This is a genomic window from Rhodococcus sp. PAE-6, from assembly GCF_025290685.1.
Classification (GTDB): domain Bacteria; phylum Actinomycetota; class Actinomycetes; order Mycobacteriales; family Mycobacteriaceae; genus Rhodococcus; species Rhodococcus pyridinivorans.
This window is the reverse complement of record NZ_JAOCLZ010000006.1, coordinates 126,229-147,251: the sequence shown is the minus strand read 5'-3', so window position 1 is coordinate 147,251 and position 21,023 is coordinate 126,229. Positions and strand designations below refer to the sequence as shown.

Here is a 21,023-nt window from a genome sequence, read left to right as displayed (position 1 = left end):
CACCGGCGACAACCGGAGCACCGCCCCTACGTGACCGGTACCGGCACGTCGATGTGCTGTCAGTTCTACCCCAGAAAGCGCACGTGCGGGGACCGTCTCACCGACGGATGTTCCGGTGGCGCGTCCGATTCATCCGTGCCGCGACCTGCGACCTACACGCTCACATGTCGAGGCCGAAGTCCAGGACGGTCACAGAGTGGGTGAGCGCACCCACCGCGAGGAAGTCGACGCCCGTGCGCGCGTAGTCCGCGGCGACGTCGAGGGACAGGCCGCCGGAGGATTCGAGTCGTGTCTGCGGCGCATGGGTGTTGCGCCGCTGCACCGCGATCTGCGTCTGCCACAGCGGGAAGTTGTCGAGCAGGATCGATTCCACGTTCTCGGCGAGCACCTCGTCGAACTGTTCGAGGGTGTCGACCTCCACCTCGCACGCGATGTCGGGGGCATGCTCGCGGACGGCTCGCAGCGCCGCGACCACCGAACCGGCCGCCGCGACATGGTTGTCCTTGATCAGCGCCTCGTCGCCGAGCCCCATTCGGTGGTTGACGCCGCCACCCATCCGCACCGCGTACTTCTGCAGCGCGCGCATTCCCGGCAGTGTCTTGCGGCTGTCGCGGATCTTCGCCTCGGTGCCCGTCACCGCATCGACCCAGTGCGAGGTCGCCGTCGCGATGCCCGACAGGTGACACAGGAGATTGAGCATCGTGCGCTCGGCGGTGAGCAGGCCGCGGGTCGGCGCCTCGACGGTCAGGACCGAATCGCCGGGCAGCACCCGCTCCCCGTCGGACCTGCGATCGAGCACGCCGTAATGATCGGCACCGATGACCTCGTCGAGGACGAGCAGACCGACGTCCAGACCGGCGAGGGTGCCGGCCTGCCGCGCGACCACCGAGGCGGTGGCGACAGCGTCGGCGGGCACGGTGGCGTCGGTGGTGACGTCCGGTCCGTAGCGCAGATCCTCGTCGAGCGCCTTCCGGACCAGCTCGCGGGTCTCGGCGAGGTCGAGTCCGTCGGGCAGGGCGGTGGTCATCTCAGTTGACTCCTGTCAGTTCCGGTGTGGTGAAGGACAACTCGCCGTCATCGTCGATACGCAACTCCAGGCTGCGAGCCTGCGCCGGGTCGGTGTCCGGATGATCGCTGCGGGTGTGGCATCCCCGCGATTCGGTGCGGCGCTGCGCCGCGAGCAGCAGGGCCCGCGCGGTGACGGTGAGCGCCGCGTCCTCGAGCCGCTCCGCGTCGGCACACGCCGTGGCGACGCTCGCGCCGTCGAGTTCGACTGCGGCAGCGGACAATCCGTCGGCGTCGCGCACGACCAGCGCGTGCCGGGTCATGAGTTGCTGCAGCACCGTCCGATCGCAGACGGTCGGGGCGACGACGGGAATGCCGTCGGTCTCGACACGCGTTCCGGTCCGTTCGATCGCTGCGGCCACCCCGGCGCGCTCGCCGAGGACGAGCCCTTCGAGAAGGCTGTTGGAGGCGAGCCGGTTCGCGCCGTGCAGGCCGGTACGTGCCACCTCACCGGCCGCGTACAGACCGGGAATGCGGGTGCGGCCGTGCACATCGGTGACGACACCGCCGCACGAATAGTGCGCGGCGGGAGCGACCGGAAGCAGATCACGGGCCGGATCGAGACCGGCGTCGGCACACATCGCCGTGATGGTCGGAAAACGCGTGGCAAAGCCGTCGAGGTGACGGGCGTCGAGGTACACGTGATCCTCACCGAGTGCAGTGAGTCGCTCGGCGATGGCCCGCGAGACGACGTCGCGGGGTGCGAGGTCGCCGAGCGGATGCACACCCTCGGTGATCGATCGGCCGCGGGAGTCGACCAATCGTGCTCCCTCCCCGCGCACTGCTTCGCTGATGAGCGGCCGACGTCCGGTGCCCCCTTCCGCGAACAGCACGGTCGGGTGGAACTGGACGAATTCGAGGTCGGCGACACCGGCGCCGGCAGCCAGGGCCAGCGCGATGCCGTCGGCGGTGGCGCCGGGCGGATTCGTGCTGCACGCGTACAGCTGCCCGAGGCCACCGGTCGCGAGCAACACGGCCGGGGTGTGGACGACGCCGTACCCGCGCTCGTCGAGGACGAGCAGTCCGGTGACGCCCCGCGCATCGGTGAGGATCCGGGCGGCAGCGGCGCCGAACAGGACGGGCAAGCCCGCCTCGCCGAGGGCGCGCTGAACTTCGGCGCCGGTCGCGTCGCCACCGGCGTGAATGATGCGGCGGGTGCTGTGCCCACCCTCGCGGGTGCGGGCGATGTCGCCGTCTCCGGCGGTGTCGAACACCGCGCCGAGATCGCGCAGAGCGGTGACGGCATCGGGGCCGGCGGTGACGATCGAGCGCACCGCGTCCTCGTCGCACAGTCCCCCGCCCGCCGCGAGGGTGTCGGCGACGTGGGCGTCGACGCTGTCGCCCACGGGCGCCACCACGGCGATACCGCCCTGGGCGTACTGGGTGGCCGTGTCGGTGGGGCCCCCTTTGCTCACCGTGAGCACCCGCGCGCCGCGCCGGGAGGCGGCGCGCGCGGCCGTGAGACCGGCGACGCCACCCCCGACGACCACCAGGTCGGCGTGGTCCTCCCACGCGACCGTGATGGCGGTGGTCACTCGCCGCTGCCCGGGTTGCCGATGGCGATCATGCGCTGCACCGACAGGCGGGCCCGCTCGGCGACGTCGGCGGCGACGTGGACCTCGTCGCGTCCCTCCTGCAGGCAGCGCAGCAGCGCGGCGGGCGTGATCATCTTCATGTAGGGGCACGACGCCCGGTCGTTGACCGCCTGGAAGTCGATGCCGGGCGCGGCCTTGCGGAGCTGGTGCAGCATGCCGACCTCGGTGGCGACGAGGACCTGCTTCGCGCCGGTCTCCCGCGCGGCGTCGATCATGCCGCCGGTGGACAGGATTCTGACCTTGTCGTCGGGCACGAAGCCCTCCCCGGCGAGGTAGAGCGCCGAGGTGGCGCAGCCGCACTCGGGGTGGACGAACAGGTCGGCGTCGGGGTGCGCCTTGGCCTGCGCGGCGAGCTCGTCGCCGTTGATGCCCGCGTGCACGTGGCACTCCCCGGCCCAGATGTGCATGTTCTCGCGGCCGGTGACGCGCTTGACGTGGGCGCCGAGGAACTGGTCGGGCAGGAACAGCACCTCGCGGTCGGGGTCGATGGACGCGACGACGTCGACGGCGTTCGACGAGGTGCAGCAGATGTCGGTCAGGCCTTTGACCTCGGCGGTGGTGTTGACGTACGAGACGACCACGGCGTCGGGGTGGTCGGCCTTCCACTCGCGCAGCTGGTCGGCGGTGATCGAATCGGCGAGCGAGCAGCCGGCGCGCTCGTCGGGGATGAGCACCGTCTTGTTCGGGCTGAGGATCTTCGCGGTCTCGGCCATGAAGTGCACGCCGCAGAAGACGATGGTGTCCTCCTCGGCCTCGGCGGCGATACGCGAGAGCGCGAGCGAGTCGCCGACGTGGTCGGCGACGTCCTGGATCGCGGGAAGCTGGTAGTTGTGCGCGAGCAGCGTGGCGTTGCGCTCACGGGCCAACCGGCGGACCTCCTCGGCCCACTCCGGCGTCGCCTCGACGCCCGTGTATCCGCCGGGGCCGTCGACGATGGTGGCGGCTCCCGCCCACTCGGTCGTGGTCATGGCCTAGCTCCTTCGAGGGTGTCATCCCGGCGGGTTCTACCGGAATTGCCGTATTCGAGGTTTTCGACTTAGGATCGAAAACATGACACATGGTAACACCCGTCACGAAGTGCTCATCGCCGTGTTCCAGGTTCGCCGCTTCCCGGACGCCTCGGGAGCCCTCCGCGAGGAGCCCGAACTCGGGGTGCTGCTGTGGCAGCGGGCCCTCGATCCGCAGGTCGGCACGTGGTCGCTCCCCGGCGGCCAACTACGCAACGACGAGGACCTCACGACGTCGGCGAGGCGGCAACTGGCGGAGAAGGTCGACGTCCGCGAGGTCGCGCACCTCGAACAGCTGTCGGTCTTCTCCGCCCCGGATCGGGTGCCGGGACCGCGCACGATCGCGTCGACCTATCTCGGTCTGATCCCCCTCACCTCGGATCCCCAACTGCCGTCCGATACGGCCTGGCATCCGGTCTCGGACCTTCCCGCGATGTCCTTCGACCACGGGGTGATGGTGGCGAACGCCCATGCGCGCCTTGCCGCGAAGCTGTCGTACACGAACATCGCATTCGGCCTCGCACCGGCGGAGTTCTCGATGTCCACGCTGCGCGACATCTATTGCGCTGCATTGGGTTACGAGGTGGATGCCACCAATCTCCAACGGGTGCTGGCGCGCCGGAACGTGCTCACCCGCACCGGCAACACCGCACCGTCCGGCAAAGCGGGAGGTCGCCCCCCGGCGCTCTACCGCTTCACCGATTCCAGGCTGCGCGTGACGGACGAATTCGCCGCCCTGCGACCGCCGGTGTGAACCTCCCGGAGGAGATCAGAAAGGCCGTCCCATGATGACCTCGAGCAACTGCAGCGGCATCGTCAGGAAGGCCGACCCGACGAACAGCGCCGAGCGCAGCGGGTCGCCCGCCAGATAACCTTCGCGGATCCATTCCAGAACATCGACCGAACCCATGCTGCCTCTCCCCTGATCGTCATGTGATTCCGACGTGTGTGTCGGGCAGGAGGAGTCGTACGTTACAGATCGGCGGACCGGTCGCCCTCGGACGGACGCGTCAGGCCGGAGAGAACGGTCTCGACCAGAGTGCGGACATAGTCGTCCGACGGGGGCTCGCCGGCGGTCGACCACTTCTGAGCGACAGGCGCGAACAACATGTCCACGGCGACATCGAGATCGAGGTCGTCCGGCAGTTGCCCCGCACTCTGCGCGGCCCGTAGTCTGGCCTTCTTCATCTCCCGCATCGGCGCGTCGAGGCGGTGTTCGTATTCCGCTGCGAGCCCGGGGTCTTCGAGTACCGCCACGGTCAACGCACGCAGCGGGACGGCGAACGTCGGATCACGCAGCTCCGCCACGGTGGCCTGCAGCACCGCGACGAGGTCCGCGCGGAGATCGCCGGTGTCGGGCAGCGAGGCCTCGTCCCCGGCATCGCCCTGCGTATGTGCCAGATACGCGTCGAGGAGCACGGCTCCTTTCGACGGCCACCAGCGATAGATCGTCTGCTTCCCCACGCCGGCCCGGGCGGCGATCGCCTCGATACCGAGTTTCGAGTAGCCGACCTCGGTGACCAGGTCGAAAGCGGCATCGAGGATCGCTTTCCGCGAGGCGGGGTTCCGCCGGGAGTGTCCGGTTTCGGGACGTGGGGGCATGGGACGACGATATCTCATCGAGACGAGACGTTGCGTCTTGACAGGCGCCCTCCGGAGGGTCATCCTCAAATGAACGAGACGGACCGTCTCGTCTCACTCAGGAGGTATGCATTGAAGACCCAACCGACGACCGCGCCCCCCGCCACCCCCGGCGTCCGTCCCCGCACTTGGTTGATCACCGGCGCGAGCCGCGGTCTGGGCAGGGAGTTCGCCCGTGCGGCGCTGTCGAGAGGCGACAACGTCGTGGCCGTCTCCCGATCGATCGAATCGGCCGATCTCCCCCGGGATCCGGAACGTCTCCTCCGACTCCCGGCCGACGTCACCGACCGCACGGCGGTGTTCGCCGCTTTCGACACCGCCCGCGAGCATTTCGGAGGCCTCGACATCGTCGTCGACAACGCGGGCACCATGGCCTACGGATTCGTCGAGGAGTTCACCGAGGAGCAGGCGCGTGCACAGTTCGAGACGAACTTCTTCGGAGCGATGTGGGTCAGCCAGGCCGCCATGGCGGCCTTCCGGAGCCGAGGACGCGGGCATCTCGTGCAGATCTCGAGCATCGGGGGCGTACTGAGCGGGCCCGGCACAGGGCTGTACAGCGCGAGCAAGTTCGCCCTCGAAGGACTCAGTGAAGCCCTGGCGGTCGAGGCCGCGCATTTCGGCATCGACGTGACGATCGTCGAGCCGGGCGGCTACTGGACCGACCTCTACACCACCATGACGGTGAGCACTCCGCGATCGGACTACGATTCGCTGCGAGCCGAGATCGAGGAGCAGAGCGCGTCCACGAGCATCGACAGCCACCCCGCCCTGGCCGCGCGGGCACTCCTCGAGGTCGTCGATGCCGACCGACCGCCGCGACGCATCGTCCTGGGCAGCGCCGTCCTGGATGCGGCCGTTGCCGCCACCCGGGAGAAGGTCGACACCTGGCTCGAGTGGGAGTCGGTGAGCCGTGCCGCGGAAGATGCCGTACCGGCACCGGAATCCTCGGGTGGGGCACGATCCGCGATCTAGAATGGGTGGATCGTGTGTCGGGCGGAGCACAGGTCGGGTGATCCCATGAACGTCGACGACATCTGGAACACCATCGACGAGCAGCGCGCACGAACTGCTGACCTGCTGGAACAACTGACCGAGGACGAGTGGAGCCGGCCGTCGCTGTGCGAGGGCTGGACCGTGCGCGACGTCGCGGCCCACCTCACGCTACAGCAGCTCACCGTGGTCGACCTCGTTCGGATGGCGCTGCGTCATCCCGGTGGCGTGAACACGATCATCCGTGAGTCCTCCCGGCACCGCGCCCGACAGCCGACGGCCGAGTTGATCGCCGACCTCCGGGGAATGATCGGCTCCCGCCGGCACAACGTGGGCATCCTCCCGCTCGAGACGATGATCGATCTGCTCGTCCACGGCCAGGACATCGCGATACCCCTGCAGCGCGACCTGCCGATGCCGCCGGACGCCGCAACAGCGGGCGCCACTCGGTTGTGGTCCACCCGCGGGACCGGGAAGGCCCGGGTCTTCGCCGACCTCCCGCTCGACGGATTCCGTCTCACCGCAACCGATGCCGAGTGGTCCTCCGGTTCCGGACCCGAGGTGCGGGGACCGATCTCCGCGATCCTGCTGCTGCTCTCGGGCCGTCGCGCGGGGTTGTCCCGATTGGAGGGCGACGGCGCCGGCGAACTGCGCCGCCGGCTGGCGCACGCGTGATGGCACGATGGGAGGCATGAGTGCCGACACCCGCGTCCTGTGGACCATCGGCCACTGGACGTGCCCGCAATCGGTCCTGCTCGACACGCTGGCCTCGGCCGACATCGAACTCGTCGTCGACGTGCGGAAGATGCCCGGTTCGCGCCGCAGCCCGCAGTTCGACGCCGACGAGATGCCCTCCTGGCTCGACAGCGCCGGGATCGGCTATCTGCACCTCACCGAACTCGGTGGCAGGCGCCCCAAGCAGAAGGGCATCGATCCGGCCGTCAACGCGGGCTGGAAGAACGCGAGTTTCAAGAACTACGCCGACTACACCCTCACCGACGACTTCGAGGCCGGATTGGAGCGCCTTACCGAACTGGCCGAGCATCGGCACGTCGCGATCATGTGCGGCGAGCCGATGCCGTGGCGCTGTCACCGACTGTTGATCGCGAACACCCTCGCCGCACGGGGATGGACCGTCGTGCATCTCGTCAACAACGCGAAGCCGCGACAGCACGAACTGGGACAGTGGGGCGCGACGCCGTCGGTGGGTTCCGACGGGATCGTGACCTATCCTGCCGAAGAACGTGAGCTCCCGTAGCGTTCCGAGCCTCGCAGAGGCCCGCGTGCTCGCCCCGCCCGGGAGACAGCGACAACACGCATCATCCGAGATCCCGTGAGTAGTGCACGGCGAGGGCTTCCGCCCCCGACGGAGTGACGGTCCGAGTTCGGTCACCGCGGATGTAACCACACCGCTCGAGCACGCGCTGTGATGCTTCGTTCTCGGGGAGGGTGCGCGCGGTCAGGCGAAGTAATCCGCTGCGCCGCGCGAGCTCGGCCGCAAGTTCGAGTGCATCGGCAGCGAGCCCTTTCCCACGACCGTGCGGATGCAACCAGAATCCGACTTCTGCCTCCTCGTCGACGATGTCGAACAACACCAGGCTGCCGGCGAAGCGATCGGTCTCCGGATCGACGATCGTCAGTACGGCCAGATCTCCGCGCTCCAGCCCGTGCCGAATCTCGCCGTCTATCAACGCTGCGACGGACGCTTCCGTATACGCCGGTTCGGGCAGGTGCGCGTACCGGCGCACGAGTGGATCTGCCGTCCCGGCGGCGTAGGCGGCCGCGTCGTCGCCGATCATCGCCCGCAGCTGTGCTCGGTCGTTGCGTAACGGCAGCAGTCGAGTATTCAGCATGCACACGAAGTTACATCCTTCGGTCGCCGTAACTTTCGCGAATCGGTCGCGCAGTCGGCCCGGCACGATCCGAGACGCGCCACGGTAGGTCAGCGTTGTTCGCTCATCACCGAGTCGACGGTCCCGTGGCGCGAGCACCGTGCCCACCACCCGTCCGGCGCGATCTGGACGATCATCCGGCGACCGCACTGCGCGCAGAAGCGTGGCGGTTCGAGTCCGAGTTGCACTGCTGCGGAATGGGTTCGGACCGTCCCGTCGACGATCGCTTCGCCGGTGAACGGATCGAACATCAGATCGTCTCGCCGAGGGCCTTGATCGGCATCTTGAGTTCGCCGAGCAGATCGAGGTCGGTCTCTGCCGGTCGGCCGAGCGTGGTGAGGTAGTTGCCGACGATGACGGCGTTGATCCCGCCGAGGATCCCCTTCTGCGCGCCGAGGTCGCCGAGCGTGATCTCGCGGCCACCGGCGAACCGGAGGATGGTGCGCGGCAACGCCAATCGGAAGGCCGCCACCGCCTTGAGCGCCTCGGTGGCGGGCAGCACCTCGAGATCGCCGAAAGGGGTGCCGGGGCGCGGATTGAGGAAGTTCAGCGGCACCTCGTCGGGTTCGAGCGCCGCGAGGTCGGCTGCGAATTCGGCTCGCTGCTCGACGGTTTCACCCATTCCGAGGATGCCTCCGCAGCACACCTCCATACCCGCCTCGCGGACCATGCGCAGCGTCTCGAAGCGCTCCTCCCAGGTGTGGGTGGTGACGACATTCGGGAAGTGCGAGCGGGCGGTCTCGAGGTTGTGGTTGTAGCGGTGCACACCCATCGCGACGAGTCGGTCGACCTGTTCCTGGGTGAGCATGCCGAGCGAGCACGCGATCTGGATGTCGACCTCGTTGCGGATCGCCTCGATACCGGCCGCGACCTGCGCGAGGAGGCGTTCGTCGGGTCCGCGCACGGCCGCGACGATGCAGAACTCGGTTGCTCCGGTCTTGGCGGTCTGCTTCGCGGCCTCGACGAGCGACGGGATGTCGAGCCGGGCGGCCCGCACCGGGGAGGCGAACAGGCCGGACTGCGAGCAGAAATGGCAGTCCTCGGGGCAGCCACCGGTCTTGAGGCTGATGATCCCCTCGACCTCGACCTCCGGTCCGCACCACGCCATGCGCACGTCGTGGGCGACCGCCAGCAGGTCGTCGATGCGATCGTCCGGCAGCTGCAGGACCTCGAGGGTCTGGTCGCGGTCGAAACCGATGCCGCGACGGAGCACCTGGTCGCGAGCGATGTCGAGGATGTCGGTACGGGCGGGCGCCTGGGTCACTGCCGTCTCCTGGGGTGGCGAGAACTTGAACATCGTTCAATTGAACAGCGTTCAGGTTAGGGCGAAGCGTCCGATAGTGTCAAAGGCACGAATCCTTCGGTTCGGATCCCCGGTGGCGCGGTACCGCCGCGGGCAGTGGGAGAAGCGGGAGCAGAAGAGCAGTGCAGTTGCGACGCGGCGACGTCCTCGACGGCGCCATGGCGATCCTCGACGAGTACGGGCTCGGCGACCTGACGATGCGCAAGCTCGCGTCGTCGCTCGGCGTCCAGCCCGGTGCGTTGTACTGGCACTTCCCGAACAAGCAGACCCTGCTCGGCGCCATGGCGGACCGCATCCTCGATGGTGTCGACGAGCCGCCCGCGAGCGATGCCTGGGACGACGCCCTCTCCGAGCTGGCGCACCGTTTCCGCGCCGCGCTGCTCGCCCATCGCGACGGCGCCGAACTCGTCGCCTCGAGCTACGCCTCCCGGCTGACCACTTCCAGGGCCCGCGACGCCTTCGTGGCCACCGCCGAACGCGCGGGTCTGTCCCGGGCGTACGCAGAACTGACCGGCTACGCGCTGCTGCACTACGTGCTCGGCCACACCGTCGACGAGCAGTCCCGCGCGCAACTCGAGCAACTCGGTGCGCTCACGCGCGCACCTCTCTCCCCCGATGTCGCGACCGAACAGCCGGCCGAGGCCGACGACGACCTGCTCGACGGCGACCCCGCCGTCCGGTTCGAATTCGGTCTGCGGTTGTTCGTCGACGGCATCCGCGCACGTCTGGAGACCCGTGCGACATCCTGATCCCGCCGTTCCTGTCGGACCCGTCTCCTACCTTCGACGCTCGTGACCGCCCCCTGGACCCTCCAGCAGATCAACGCCGTCGCGCCCGATCCGTCCTCGATGACGGCTGCGCGCGGCGTCGCCTCCGCATGGCTCGAGACCGGTCACGACACCACCGCCCTGTGGGGACTGTGCCGCGGACGCGGCACCACGCCGTACCGCACGGCGATCGACCCGAGCGCTCCCGCCTACACGTGCACGTGCCCGAGCCGGAAGCTGCCCTGCAAGCACGCCCTGTCACTGCTCGTGCGCTGGTCCGAGGGTGCCGTGCCGGCCGCGCAGGCGCCCGACTTCGTGACCGGATGGCGCGCCGCCCGCATCGCGTCCACCACACTGCCCGCACCGGCGGACGAGCCGGTCAAGGCGCCCGACCCTGCGACCGCCCGGCGTCGCGCCGAGCGGGTCGCGGCAGGACTCGACGACCTCGACCGCTGGCTCACCGACCGCATCCGGCACGGCCTCGGGGCGGTGGATCACGGCTACGACATCTACGAGGCGATCGCTGCCCGCATGGTGGATGCCCAGGCTCCCGGCGCGGCGTCGGCACTGCGCGCTCTGGCCGCCGTCGTGAACGACGAAAACGATTGGCCCGCCAGGCTTCTCGAAGAGTATGCGCGCCTGCACCTCATGGCCGTGGCGTACCGGCAGCGCGACGAGCTGCCGAGGCCGCTCCTGCGTGCGCTGCAGACCCATCTCGGTTTCGGCACCCGCAGCGAGGAGGTCCGCGCCGAACCGGCTGTGCGCGACCGCTGGCAGGTCCTCGCCGTGCGCGTCACCGAGGAGAGCCGGATGTTCGCCCGCAAGACGTGGCTTCGGGGGAGGCCGAGCGGACGCTGGGCGATCCTGCTCGACTTCGCTCACGGCACAGCGCGTTTCGCCACGCCCCTCCCCTTCCCCGGTTCGCTGGTCGACGCCGATCTGCACTTCTACCCCGGCGCGGCCCCACTGCGAGCCGTACTCGGCCGGCAGCACGGGGAGACGGAGCCGTTCACGACCCTGCCCGCCACCGGACTCGACGCTGCGCTGGACGAGTACGCCCGCATGCGCGGAGCAGATCCGTGGTTGCGCACCTGGCCCGTCCTGCTCGACGCGGTCACTCCCACCGACAGCGAGGACGGCTGGTACGTCGTCGACCCGTCCGGACGGGCACTGCCGCTGGCCGGTGACGACGACAGCCGCTGGCGGCTGCACGCCGTCGCGGGAGGCCGTCCCGTGACGGTCTGCGGCGACTGGGACGGAACCGCTCTCACTCCCGTCTCACTGTTCACCGGAGGACAGGTGATGACCTGGTGACCGCCTTGCCCGAATCGCTGACGGCCGCAGCACTTCTCGGAACGGCACGCTCCGCTCCGGAGTTCGGCGCGCTGCACACGGCCGGTGCCGCGGGCGAACTCGCCGGAGACCCCGCCGCGACACTGCTCGCCGCTGCCGCCCTGGAGGCGACCTTCCTCACCGCCGCGACCGTGCCGGTGATCCGCGAGCTGCCGTCGCCGGCCCCGGACGACGACCGTCCCGTCCTGCCCGGCGCGGCTGCCGAACGCCTGCGCGCGCTGCTCGCCGTCCGCTCCCCGCTACTCGACGAATGGTTCGAGGTGGCGGCCCGGCTCCGCGCGTCGCACGACATCGTGGTCGACCTGTTGATCGTCGCGACCACCGACGCGGTGCACCGCGACCGGCTGATCGCTCTCACCGGCGCCCGCGGGCGCTGGGTGGCCGCGCGCCACCCGGAATGGGCCGATCTGCTGCCACCCGACCCGCTCGACGACACGCCCTGGCACGTCGGTCCGCCCGCCCGGCGACGCCGATGGTTGGAGGTGCTCCGCGCGCACGATCCGGCCGCGGCGACAGCCACGCTCGCGGCGTCATGGGGTGCGCAGACCGCCGCCCAGCGGGCCGAGCTCGTCGCCCTGCTCGCGGTCGGTCTCGGCCCGCACGACGAAGACCTGCTCGAGCGCGCCCTCGACGACCGTAGCCGCAAGGTTCGCGCCGTCGCGCTCGACCTTCTTCCCCGCCTCCCCGACTCCGCGTTCGCGCGACGCATGGCCGAACGAGTGCGGCAATGGCTGCTCGTCGACGGCTCGACCGTCACCCTCGCCGTCCCCGAACGGCCGGACGAGAGCGCACTCCGCGACGGTCTCTCCGACGGTCCGGCCCGCGATCTGCTGGTGGCGGCAGTCGCGGCCGCTCCGCTGTCGGTGTGGCGCGAGCACGTCGGAGACGGGGTGCTGCCGGAGTTCGACGTCGACGACGCCCTCCGCACGGCACTGACGGACGCGTGGGGCCGCGCGGCGGTCCGGCAACGCGACAGCGGATGGGCCGCGGCGTTGCTGCGACGCGACGGCACCGGCGACACATCGGTCGCCCGGGTCGTACCTCGTGACATCCTGCTCACGCACCTGCGCGAGGCGTCGCCGCCCGCGGTTCTCGACGACGCGTTGCTCGCCGCGCTCCCGGCGCCGTGGCCGCGCGATGTCGCCGAGAAGGTGCTCACCGCGCTGTACACGAAGCTGACGACCACCCGTCTGGTGCGCGACGTCCTGACGCTGCTCGCCCACCGGGCACCGTTCGAGCTGGCCGATCTGCTGGCCGACGCCGCGAACCGCACCGACGATCTCGGTCGCCTGCACCTGTTCGCGAGCGCAGCCGACACCCTGACCCTCCGCAAGACGATCCACGAGGAGCTGAGTTGACCGACTTCGAGTCGACCCCTGCAGTTGTCGGCACCGACGAGGCCGCGATGCCCGAGACGGGCACGTCCGAGACCGCCGGGTCCGGCACCGACCTGCTGCGCCCACACGCCGAGCAGCAGTACGCGCACGAACTCGCGGCGCTCGCGCGACTCGACGACCGGCCGCGCCCGCCGTCGTGGCAGCTGTCGCCGTGGGCGGTGGTGACCTACCTGCTCGGCGGCGAACTGTCCGACGGCACCGTCATCACCCCGAAGTACGTCGGCCCGCGCCGTTTGATGGAGGTCGCCGTCGCGACCCTGGCGACCGACCGGGCACTGTTGCTGCTCGGTGTGCCGGGTACCGCGAAGACCTGGGTGTCGGAGCATCTCGCCGCCGCGATCAGCGGTTCGTCGACCCGGCTCGTGCAGGGAACAGCGGGCACGACCGAGGAGTCGGTGCGCTACGGCTGGAACTACGCGCGGCTGCTCGCCGAAGGGCCGAGCTCCGCCGCGCTGGTCGCCTCCCCGGTCATGACGGCGATGCGCGACGGCGCCGTGGCACGTATCGAGGAACTCACCCGCATTCCCGCGGACGTGCAGGACGCGCTGATCACCATCCTGTCGGAGAAGACTCTGCCCGTCCCCGAACTCGGCACCGAGGTGCAGGCGACGAAGGGGTTCAACGTCATCGCCACCGCCAACGATCGCGACCGCGGGGTCAACGACCTGTCGTCCGCGCTGCGCCGACGGTTCAACACCGTCGTGTTGCCGTTGCCGGCGAGCGAGGAGGACGAGGTCGCGATCGTCACCCGCCGCGTCGAACAACTCGGCGCCGCACTCGAACTGCCCGCCGTGCCCGCGGCCGCGGAGGAGATCCGCCGCGTCGTCACGGTGTTCCGCGAGCTGCGCAGCGGCGTCACCACCGACGGCCGCACCAAGCTGAAGTCCCCGTCGGGCACGCTGTCCACCGCCGAGGCGATCTCGGTCGTGACGGGTGGTCTGGCACTGTCGGCGCACTTCGGCGACGGCGTGCTGCGTCCGTCCGATGTCGCGGCCGGCATCCTCGGTTCGGTGGTCAAGGACCCGGTTTCCGATCGCGTCGTCTGGAACGAATATCTCGAGGCCGTCGTCCGGGAACGCGGAGACTGGACCGACTTCTACCGGGCGTGCCGGGAGATCACCGGGTGACCGACGCTCTCTTCGACCGCGCGGATGCGCCCGCGGAGATCCGGGTCTTCGGCATCCGGCACCACGGGCCGGGTTCGGCGCGCGCGGTCCTGCAGGCACTCGCAGAGTTCGAACCCGACACCGTCCTCATCGAGGGTCCGTCGGACGCCGATCCGGTACTTGCGCTCGCCGCGGCCGACGACATGGTTCCGCCGGTCGCACTGCTGGCCTACGCTCGCGACGAACCGGCGCGGGCGGCGTTCTGGCCGGTCGCGGCCTTCTCGCCCGAGTGGCAGGCGTTGCGCTGGGCGTATCTGCACGATGCCGACGTGCGGTTCTGCGACCTTCCGGCGGCGATGTCGCTCGCCGCCGAACGCGAGGTCGGCGACCGCGCGACCGACGATCTGCTCGGCATGCTCGCCCGCGCCGGCGGCTACGCGGACTTCGAGCAGTGGTGGGACGCCGTGGTCGAGCACGGCACCGCACAGGCCTTCGACGAGATCACCGACGCGATGCGGACGCTGCGAGAGGACGTCGGGATCGACGACCACACCGCGCGACGCGAGGCGTACATGCGGCAGGTGCTGCGCGCGACAGTCAAGGCCGGGGCCCGCGCGATCGCCGTGGTGTGCGGAGCGATGCACGCACCCGCGCTGACCGGCCGGCTCGGACCGGCAGCGCCCGATGCGCGCCTGCTCAAGGGCATGCCCAAGGTCAAGACCACCCTCACGTGGGTGCCGTGGAGCCACTCCCGGTTGTCGCTGTCGTCGGGCTACGGCGCCGGCATCACCTCACCCGGCTGGTACCACCACCTGTTCACACAGCCCGCGGACACGACCGCACGCTGGTTCACCCGCGTGGCCCGTGTCCTGCGCGAGGAGGATCTACCCGTCTCGAGCGCCCACATCATCGAGGCGACACGTCTCGCTGACACGCTCGCGGCGTTGCGCGGTCGCGCGGTGGCCGGACTCGACGAGGTCGTCGAGGCGACGCGGTCGGTGCTGTGCGACGGCGACGACGTCCTGCTCGGTCTCGTCTCCCGCCGGCTCGTCGTCGGTGAGGCACTCGGTTCCGTCTCCGAGGACACCCCCACCGTCCCGCTCGACACCGACCTGCAGCGGAATGCGAAGTCGTTGCGTCTCAAGCGGTCCGCCGAAGCCAGGCATCTCGATCTGGACCTGCGCCGGGAGATCGACGTCGCCCGGTCGCGACTGCTGCACCGCCTGGCGCTGCTCGGTATCGACTGGGGTAGACCGGCGGAGAGCGAGGTGCGCTCGACCGGCACCTTCCGCGAGACCTGGACGCTGCGGTGGGAACCGGAGTTGTCGGTGGCGATCGTCGAGGCGTCGCGGTGGGGCACGACGGTGGAATCCGCAGCGGGCGCCACGGTGGCCGACCGTGCCACTCGTTCCGGGATCGCGCTCGCCGACCTCACCGAACTGCTCGAACGGGCGTTGCTCGCCGACCTGCGGACCACGATCCCGTCGCTGGTGACGGCGATCGACGCGGCGGCTGCACTCGATCACGATGTGCTGCACCTGATGAGCGCCCTGCCGACCCTCGTGCGCACCGTCCGTTACGGCGATGTGCGGGGCACCGATCTGTCCTCCCTGGAACATGTCTGCGACGCCCTGCTCGCGCGTGTGTGCGCCGGTCTCCCGGCGGCGGTCACCGGTCTCGACCACGACGCCGCCGATGCACTGCGCACCGCGATCGACGACGTGCATCTCGCTCTCGCGCTGCGTGAGGACCCGACCGCGACCGTCCGATGGCTCGACACACTGACGTCGGTGAGCGAGCGTGACGACATCGACGGTCTGCTCGTCGGCCGCACCACCCGGATGCTGCGCGACACCGGCCGACTCGGCGAGTACGAGGCGTCCGTGCGGGTCGCGCGAGCGTTGTCGGTGGGGTCATCGGCACCCGCGAAGGCGCGCTGGATCGACGGGTTCCTCGGCGGGGGCGGACTCCTGCTCGTCCACGACAGCGCACTGTTCGATCTCGTCGACGAGTGGATCAGCGGTCTCACCGACGACGATTTCGTCGACGTCCTGCCCGTCCTCCGGCGCACCTTCGGGTCGTTCGCCTTCGGTGAGCGACGCCTGCTCGGGCAGACGGTGCGGGGCGAACGCACCCGCCGCACGGAGGCACCGCCCGCCGTGGATCGCGGCCGGATCGCTTTGACCGCCACCGCGTCGATCCTGGGAGTGTCGGCATGACAACCGAATCCGGAGACACCGAACGTCTGCGCCGCTGGCGGCTCGCACTCGGCGAGGCCGCGGAGGACTCCACGGGCTCCCTGTCCTCGGCCGACGACAACGCCATGGACGCCGCGCTCGCCGCGCTGTACGACACCGCGCCCGGCGACGGCACCGCACCGCGCACCGCAGGTCTCGGCGCGTCCGCGCCCCGGGTGGCGCGCTGGCTCGGCGACATCCGCACCTACTTCCCGACATCCGTCGTCCAGGTGATGCAGCGCGACGCGGTGGATCGGCTCGGGTTGACCCGGCTGCTCCTCGAACCCGAGATGCTCGAGGCCGTCGAACCGGACGTGCATCTCGTGGGCACGTTGCTGAGCCTGAACCGCGTGATGCCGGAGACCACCAAGGCGACGGCACGGACGGTCGTCGAGAAGGTCGTGCGCGAGATCGAGGCTCGCATCGCGCAGCACACCCGTGCCGCCGTCACGGGTGCGCTCGACCGGTCGTCGCGGACGTCGAACCCGAAACTCCGCGACATCGACTGGGATCGCACGATCCGCGCGAACCTGGCCCACTACCTGCCGGAGCATCGCACGGTGGTGCCCGAGAAGCTGGTGGGCTACGGGCGCCGCTCCCAGGCGGTGAAACGCGACGTGGTGCTCGCGGTGGACCAGTCCGGGTCGATGGCGTCGAGCGTGGTGTACGCGTCGGTGTTCGCGGCGGTCCTGGCGTCGATGCGGGCACTGCGCACCTCGTTGGTCGTCTTCGACACCGCGGTGGTGGACCTGACCGACAAGCTCGCCGACCCGGTGGACGTGCTGTTCGGCACCCAGCTCGGCGGCGGCACCGACATCAATCGGGCGATCGCCTACAGCAGGTCGCTGATCACGCGCCCGGCCGATTCGCTGTTCGTGCTCATCTCGGATCTGTACGAGGGCGGCATCCGCGCCGAGATGCTCTCGCGCATCCGGGAGATGCTCGCCGCGGGTGTGCAGGTCGTGGTGTTGCTGGCTCTGTCCGACGCCGGGGCGCCGTCCTTCGACCGCGACAACGCGGCGGCACTCGCCGAACTCGGAGTTCCTGCCTTCGCGTGCACGCCCGACCGTTTCCCGGAACTGCTCGCCGTCGCGCTCGAGCGGGGTGACGTCGGACGCTGGTCGCAGTCGTTCTGACCGCCTGACCGACCCGGACTGCGTGAGGATCCGGGTTCAGTGGGCCGGTTTTTCCGACGAGTCGACCGCCGCGTCACCGTCCTCCTCGGCGTACCGTTCGAGCAGCGCGATCTCGGCCGAGCGTGAGGGGAACGCAAGGGCCACCAGCGCCGCTCCGACCAGCACGATCGCGATCGCGGCCGTGTAGGCGCGGGTGTCGCCGTCGAGGAAGGCCGACCGCGCGGCCTCGATGATCTGCTGCGCGTACTGCGGATAGTGCTCGGCGATCCCGACGGCACCCGCGAACGACTTCTCCAGTGCGGTCTCGGTCTGCTCGTCGACGGCCGTGGCCTGAGGACTCGCCGCGATCGTCACGGCGAGGGAGGCCGAGTATCCGGCGGTGAGCAGGGCGCCGAGGATCGACTGGACGATCGCGCCACCGAGATCGCGTTGCAGATCGGCCGTGCCGGAGGCCATCCCGGCACGGGCGACCGGCACCGAGCCGGTGAGCGAATGCGAGGCCGGGGTACCGGCGAGACCGACACCGGCTCCGAGACACATGTATCCGAGGGCGATCACCCAGTAATGCGCGTCCTCGTCCCAGAGCATCAGTGCGACGACGAGTCCGGCCACGATCGCCACGTAACCGGACAGCAGCGTGAAACGGGAGCCGCGCGACCCGACGAGTTTCGCCGACTGCGGCGCCACCAGCACCATCACGAAAGCGGCGGGCAGCGCCGCCGATCCAGCTGCGAGAGTCGAGTAGCCGAGCACGTTCTGCAGGTACTGCTGACTGATGTACATCGTGCCCATCAGGGTGCCGAACACGATGATGCCCGCGACGGCCGCGACCCAGAACACGCGACGCCGGGCGACCCGCAGGTCGAACAGAGGATTCGCCGCGCGCAGCTGGCGCATGACGAAGAGGATCACCGCGACGAGAGCGATCACGAGAGCGGACACCGCGATGGTCTCCATCCCGTCGACGGGCACGAAGTTGATGCCGAGGACGAGCGAGCCGACCAACACGATCGAGACCGCACCGCCGAGATGATCGACCGGATCGGTCGATTCGTTGACGTGGCTGGGCACGAATATCCAGGTCAGGGCGAAAGCGATCAGCGCGAGCGGGATCGTCACCAGGAAGACCGAACCCCAGAAGAACTGTTCGAGCAGGGTGCCGGCGACGAGCGGGCCGAGCGCGGTCAGGCCACCACCGATCGACGACCACAACGCGATCGCGCGCGTGCGGGCTGCGCCCGACCACAGTGCAGTGATCAGGGCCAAGGTGGTGGGGAACGCCAGACCGGCGGAGACACCGCCGAGCACCCGCGACGCGAACAGCACCTCGGTGTTCGGCGCGAACCCGGCGACCGCCGATGCGGGAACCGACAACGCCATGCCGAGCAGCAGCATCGTCTTGCGTCCGTAACGGTCGCCGACGGCACCGAGGTAGAGCACGGACGCGGCGAGACCGACGGAATAGCCGACTGCGACGAGGTTGAGCTGGGTCTGGCTCGCGTCGAACGCCTTCCCGATGTCGGGCAGTGCCACGTTCGCGACGGCGAGGTTCAAGTTCGCCACGGCGGCGACGAGGATCAAGGAGGCCAGGACCGGTTTCGCCCGTGCCGGCCGACCGTCGTCAGGTGGGGTCACGGACACATAGTGCGCGCTCGAGCGGCTGCCCTGCGCGGTTTCCGGCGGGTTTTCACCTTCGGTCACCCCGCCGGGTTAGGATCGCCTCACTTGTTGTTCGACAGACTCGAGGCCCGTCATGACACGCCGATCCGCTGCGTTGCTCCGTTCCGCCGCTCTGTTCACGGCCACCGCGATCGCGCTGACCGCGTGTGGATCGTCCGACACGGAGTCCGACTCCGGTTCGGCACCGGCCGACGGCGCCTTCCCCGTCACGGTCGACACGAAGTTCGGGGAGGTCACCATCGAGTCCGCCCCCGAACGCGTCGCGGCTCTGGGCTGGGGCGACGCCGAAACTGCACTGGCACTCGGCGTTCAGCCGGTGGCGGCGAGTGACTGGCTCGCCTTCGGCGGCGACGGCGTGGGGCCGTGGGCGCAGGGGCTGTACGACTCGCCGCCGGAGCTCATCGGCACGATCGAGCCGTCCTTCGAGATGCTCGCGGCGCAGGAGCCCGATCTGATCCTCGACACCAAGAGTTCCGGTGAGCCGGCCCGCTACGAGACGCTGTCGGGGATCGCCCCGACCGTCGGCGGTCCGGAAGGCAGCGACGCCTACCTCACGTCGCTCGACGACCAGGTGGCCACCGTGGCAGCGGCGCTCGGTGTCCCGGACAAGGGTGCCGAACTGCTGTCGCAGATCGACGCGGATTTCGAGCAGGCCGCCGCCGACAATCCTGAGTTCGCGGGCAAGACCGTCACTGTCGCCTCCTACACGTCGGAGGGGTGGGGCGCCTACGTCGTCGGCGACTCGCGCGTCGACTTCATGACCGAGCTCGGCTTCGTGAACAATCCGCAGGTGCAGGCCGCGGCGACGGACGATTTCTTCATCACCGTCTCCGACGAGAACCTGGGCATGCTCGACTCCGACCTGCTGATCGTGCTGCCGATCTACGTGCCGGCCGCCGAGGTGACCGACAATCCGGTCTTCCAGCAGATCCCGGCGGTGCGCGACGGCCGGTTCCTCGTGCTCGACAGCGATTCCGACATCTCCGCGGCGTTCTCGACGAACTCGGTGCTGTCGGTGCCGTTCGCGCTCGACGAGCTGGTTCCGCTGGTCGCCGAACGCGTGAACTGAGCCGGTCCCTGCGTCCGGCCCGGTCCCTGTTCCCTGCTCAGCGCCGGAACAGCTTGTTGCCGAGCCAGACGATCGGGTCGTAGCGGCGGCCGGCGACGCGTTCCTTCATCGGGATCAGCGCGTTATCGGTGATGTGGATGTTCTCCGGGCACACCTCGGTGCAGCACTTGGTGATGTTGCACATACCCAGGCCGTGCTCGTCCTGCGCGACGTCGCGCCGGTCGGCGACGTCGAGCGGGTGCATCTCGAGTTCCGCGATGCGCATGAGATAGCGGGGACCGGCGAAGACCTCCTTGTTCTCCTCGTGGTCGCGCACCACATGGCAGACGTTCTGGCACAGATAGCATTCGATGCACTTGCGGAACTCCTGGGAGCGCTGCACGTCGACCTGCTGCATCCGGTACTCCCCCGGCGCCAGATCCGGAGGCGGCGCGAAAGCCGGTATCTCGCGTGCCTTACGGTAGTTGAACGAGACATCGGTGACGAGATCTCGGATGATCGGGAAGGTGCGCATCGGGGTCACGGTGATCGTCGCGTCGGGATCGAACAGCGACATGCGGGTCATGCACGTCAGGCGCGGGCGACCGTCGACTTCCGCCGAACACGATCCGCACTTGCCCGCCTTGCAGTTCCAGCGCACGGCGAGATCCGGTGCCTGGGTGGCCTGCAGACGGTGCAGGATGTCGAGGACGACCTCCCCTTCGTTGACCTCGACGGTGTAGTCCCGCAGTTCCCCGCCGTCGGCGTCGCCCCGCCAGATCCTGAACGCCGCTTGGTATCCCATC

At 69.6% G+C, this 21,023-nt stretch carries 21 protein-coding genes; 11 read left to right on the top strand and 10 right to left on the bottom strand.

Annotated elements, in window-relative coordinates; genetic code table 11:
• Window positions 1-160 precede the first annotated feature (160 nt).
• From nadC to nadA, 3 genes are read right to left on the bottom strand one after another with little or no spacing between them, the layout of a single operon-like run.
• Window positions 161-1,027, bottom strand: a complete 867-nt coding sequence (gene nadC, locus NVV99_RS14350; RefSeq protein WP_024101223.1) for a carboxylating nicotinate-nucleotide diphosphorylase — start codon at window positions 1,025-1,027, stop codon at window positions 161-163.
• A gap of 1 nt (window position 1,028) precedes the next feature.
• Complete coding sequence (locus NVV99_RS14345; RefSeq protein ID WP_024101224.1) at window positions 1,029-2,600, bottom strand: L-aspartate oxidase; 1,572 nt, start codon at window positions 2,598-2,600, stop codon at window positions 1,029-1,031.
• Window positions 2,597-3,628 (bottom strand): quinolinate synthase NadA, encoded by a 1,032-nt coding sequence (nadA, locus tag NVV99_RS14340; protein ID WP_019289717.1) that lies wholly within the window; start codon window positions 3,626-3,628, stop codon window positions 2,597-2,599. The genes NVV99_RS14345 and nadA overlap by 4 nt, the downstream gene beginning before the upstream one ends.
• A gap of 82 nt (window positions 3,629-3,710) precedes the next feature.
• Here nadA and NVV99_RS14335 point away from each other — a divergent pair, with 82 nt between their 5' ends.
• Entirely contained in the window at window positions 3,711-4,421 is a 711-nt protein-coding gene (locus NVV99_RS14335) for an NUDIX domain-containing protein (protein ID WP_024101225.1), read from the top strand.
• A gap of 15 nt (window positions 4,422-4,436) precedes the next feature.
• Here NVV99_RS14335 and NVV99_RS14330 read toward each other — a convergent pair whose 3' ends face one another.
• Both NVV99_RS14330 and NVV99_RS14325 read right to left on the bottom strand, forming a co-directional pair.
• Window positions 4,437-4,577, bottom strand: coding sequence for a hypothetical protein (locus NVV99_RS14330; RefSeq protein WP_006554085.1), 141 nt, complete (start codon window positions 4,575-4,577; stop codon window positions 4,437-4,439).
• Between the two features lie 62 nt (window positions 4,578-4,639).
• Window positions 4,640-5,269 (bottom strand): TetR/AcrR family transcriptional regulator, encoded by a 630-nt coding sequence (locus tag NVV99_RS14325; RefSeq protein ID WP_024101226.1) that lies wholly within the window; start codon window positions 5,267-5,269, stop codon window positions 4,640-4,642.
• Window positions 5,270-5,380: 111 nt separating this feature from the next.
• Here NVV99_RS14325 and NVV99_RS14320 point away from each other — a divergent pair, with 111 nt between their 5' ends.
• From NVV99_RS14320 to NVV99_RS14310, 3 genes are read left to right on the top strand one after another with little or no spacing between them, the layout of a single operon-like run.
• Window positions 5,381-6,280: an SDR family NAD(P)-dependent oxidoreductase gene (locus NVV99_RS14320; RefSeq protein WP_024101227.1), complete on the top strand. Its 900-nt coding sequence runs from the start codon at window positions 5,381-5,383 to the stop codon at window positions 6,278-6,280.
• Window positions 6,281-6,325: 45 nt separating this feature from the next.
• Window positions 6,326-6,973, top strand: coding sequence for a maleylpyruvate isomerase family mycothiol-dependent enzyme (locus NVV99_RS14315; protein WP_024101228.1), 648 nt, complete (start codon window positions 6,326-6,328; stop codon window positions 6,971-6,973).
• A gap of 16 nt (window positions 6,974-6,989) precedes the next feature.
• Complete coding sequence (locus NVV99_RS14310) at window positions 6,990-7,556, top strand: DUF488 family protein (RefSeq protein WP_024101229.1); 567 nt, start codon at window positions 6,990-6,992, stop codon at window positions 7,554-7,556.
• 61 nt (window positions 7,557-7,617) lie between these two features.
• Here NVV99_RS14310 and NVV99_RS14305 read toward each other — a convergent pair whose 3' ends face one another.
• From NVV99_RS14305 to bioB, 3 genes are all read right to left on the bottom strand, one after another.
• Window positions 7,618-8,151 (bottom strand): GNAT family N-acetyltransferase, encoded by a 534-nt coding sequence (locus NVV99_RS14305; RefSeq protein WP_024101230.1) that lies wholly within the window; start codon window positions 8,149-8,151, stop codon window positions 7,618-7,620.
• A gap of 89 nt (window positions 8,152-8,240) precedes the next feature.
• Window positions 8,241-8,441 carry a hypothetical protein gene (locus NVV99_RS14300; protein ID WP_024101231.1) on the bottom strand — a complete coding sequence of 67 codons (201 nt, stop codon included), beginning with the start codon at window positions 8,439-8,441 and terminating at the stop codon, window positions 8,241-8,243.
• On the bottom strand, window positions 8,441-9,454 hold the full coding sequence (gene bioB, locus NVV99_RS14295) for a biotin synthase BioB (RefSeq protein WP_019289721.1): 1,014 nt from the start codon (window positions 9,452-9,454) through the stop codon (window positions 8,441-8,443). The genes NVV99_RS14300 and bioB overlap by 1 nt, the downstream gene beginning before the upstream one ends.
• A 161-nt stretch (window positions 9,455-9,615) precedes the next feature.
• Here bioB and NVV99_RS14290 point away from each other — a divergent pair, with 161 nt between their 5' ends.
• The 6 genes from NVV99_RS14290 to NVV99_RS14265 are packed head-to-tail and all read left to right on the top strand — an operon-like array spanning window position 9,616 to window position 17,489.
• Window positions 9,616-10,242: a TetR/AcrR family transcriptional regulator C-terminal domain-containing protein gene (locus NVV99_RS14290; protein ID WP_006554093.1), complete on the top strand. Its 627-nt coding sequence runs from the start codon at window positions 9,616-9,618 to the stop codon at window positions 10,240-10,242.
• A gap of 42 nt (window positions 10,243-10,284) precedes the next feature.
• A complete protein-coding gene (locus tag NVV99_RS14285) occupies window positions 10,285-11,574 on the top strand; it encodes an SWIM zinc finger family protein (RefSeq protein WP_024101232.1) in 1,290 nt (429 codons plus the stop codon).
• Window positions 11,571-12,971, top strand: a complete 1,401-nt coding sequence (locus NVV99_RS14280; RefSeq protein ID WP_024101233.1) for a DUF5691 domain-containing protein — start codon at window positions 11,571-11,573, stop codon at window positions 12,969-12,971. The genes NVV99_RS14285 and NVV99_RS14280 overlap by 4 nt, the downstream gene beginning before the upstream one ends.
• A 47-nt stretch (window positions 12,972-13,018) precedes the next feature.
• Complete coding sequence (locus tag NVV99_RS14275; RefSeq protein ID WP_024101234.1) at window positions 13,019-14,137, top strand: AAA family ATPase; 1,119 nt, start codon at window positions 13,019-13,021, stop codon at window positions 14,135-14,137.
• Window positions 14,134-16,335, top strand: a complete 2,202-nt coding sequence (locus NVV99_RS14270; protein ID WP_024101235.1) for a DUF5682 family protein — start codon at window positions 14,134-14,136, stop codon at window positions 16,333-16,335. Before NVV99_RS14275 ends, NVV99_RS14270 begins: the two co-directional genes overlap by 4 nt.
• Window positions 16,332-17,489 (top strand): VWA domain-containing protein, encoded by a 1,158-nt coding sequence (locus NVV99_RS14265; protein WP_024101236.1) that lies wholly within the window; start codon window positions 16,332-16,334, stop codon window positions 17,487-17,489. The genes NVV99_RS14270 and NVV99_RS14265 overlap by 4 nt, the downstream gene beginning before the upstream one ends.
• 36 nt (window positions 17,490-17,525) lie before the next feature.
• On the opposite strand, the gene NVV99_RS14260 is transcribed toward NVV99_RS14265, so the two are convergent.
• A complete protein-coding gene (locus NVV99_RS14260; RefSeq protein ID WP_197539132.1) occupies window positions 17,526-19,130 on the bottom strand; it encodes an MFS transporter in 1,605 nt (534 codons plus the stop codon).
• A 112-nt stretch (window positions 19,131-19,242) separates the two neighbouring features.
• Between NVV99_RS14260 and NVV99_RS14255 the strand changes: the two genes are divergently transcribed.
• Entirely contained in the window at window positions 19,243-20,238 is a 996-nt protein-coding gene (locus NVV99_RS14255) for an iron-siderophore ABC transporter substrate-binding protein (protein WP_051424831.1), read from the top strand.
• A gap of 37 nt (window positions 20,239-20,275) precedes the next feature.
• Here NVV99_RS14255 and NVV99_RS14250 read toward each other — a convergent pair whose 3' ends face one another.
• Window positions 20,276-21,022: a succinate dehydrogenase/fumarate reductase iron-sulfur subunit gene (locus NVV99_RS14250; RefSeq protein WP_006554101.1), complete on the bottom strand. Its 747-nt coding sequence runs from the start codon at window positions 21,020-21,022 to the stop codon at window positions 20,276-20,278.
• Window position 21,023 lies beyond the last annotated feature (1 nt).

Bases quoted from the DNA above. Each gene is read 5' to 3' on its own strand.
- NVV99_RS14335 (WP_024101225.1), top strand. From the start codon at position 3,711: ATGACACATGGTAACACCCGTCACGAAGTGCTCATCGCCGTGTTCCAG.
- NVV99_RS14265 (WP_024101236.1), top strand. From the start codon at position 16,332: ATGACAACCGAATCCGGAGACACCGAACGTCTGCGCCGCTGGCGGCTC.
- NVV99_RS14300 (WP_024101231.1), bottom strand. From the start codon at position 8,441: ATGTTCGATCCGTTCACCGGCGAAGCGATCGTCGACGGGACGGTCCGA.
- NVV99_RS14315 (WP_024101228.1), top strand. From the start codon at position 6,326: ATGAACGTCGACGACATCTGGAACACCATCGACGAGCAGCGCGCACGA.
- NVV99_RS14330 (WP_006554085.1), bottom strand. From the start codon at position 4,577: ATGGGTTCGGTCGATGTTCTGGAATGGATCCGCGAAGGTTATCTGGCG.
- NVV99_RS14255 (WP_051424831.1), top strand. From the start codon at position 19,243: ATGACACGCCGATCCGCTGCGTTGCTCCGTTCCGCCGCTCTGTTCACG.
- nadC (WP_024101223.1), bottom strand. From the start codon at position 1,027: ATGACCACCGCCCTGCCCGACGGACTCGACCTCGCCGAGACCCGCGAG.
- NVV99_RS14325 (WP_024101226.1), bottom strand. From the start codon at position 5,269: ATGCCCCCACGTCCCGAAACCGGACACTCCCGGCGGAACCCCGCCTCG.
- NVV99_RS14305 (WP_024101230.1), bottom strand. From the start codon at position 8,151: ATGCTGAATACTCGACTGCTGCCGTTACGCAACGACCGAGCACAGCTG.
- NVV99_RS14310 (WP_024101229.1), top strand. From the start codon at position 6,990: ATGAGTGCCGACACCCGCGTCCTGTGGACCATCGGCCACTGGACGTGC.
- NVV99_RS14275 (WP_024101234.1), top strand. From the start codon at position 13,019: ATGCCCGAGACGGGCACGTCCGAGACCGCCGGGTCCGGCACCGACCTG.
- NVV99_RS14250 (WP_006554101.1), bottom strand. From the start codon at position 21,022: ATGGGATACCAAGCGGCGTTCAGGATCTGGCGGGGCGACGCCGACGGC.
- nadA (WP_019289717.1), bottom strand. From the start codon at position 3,628: ATGACCACGACCGAGTGGGCGGGAGCCGCCACCATCGTCGACGGCCCC.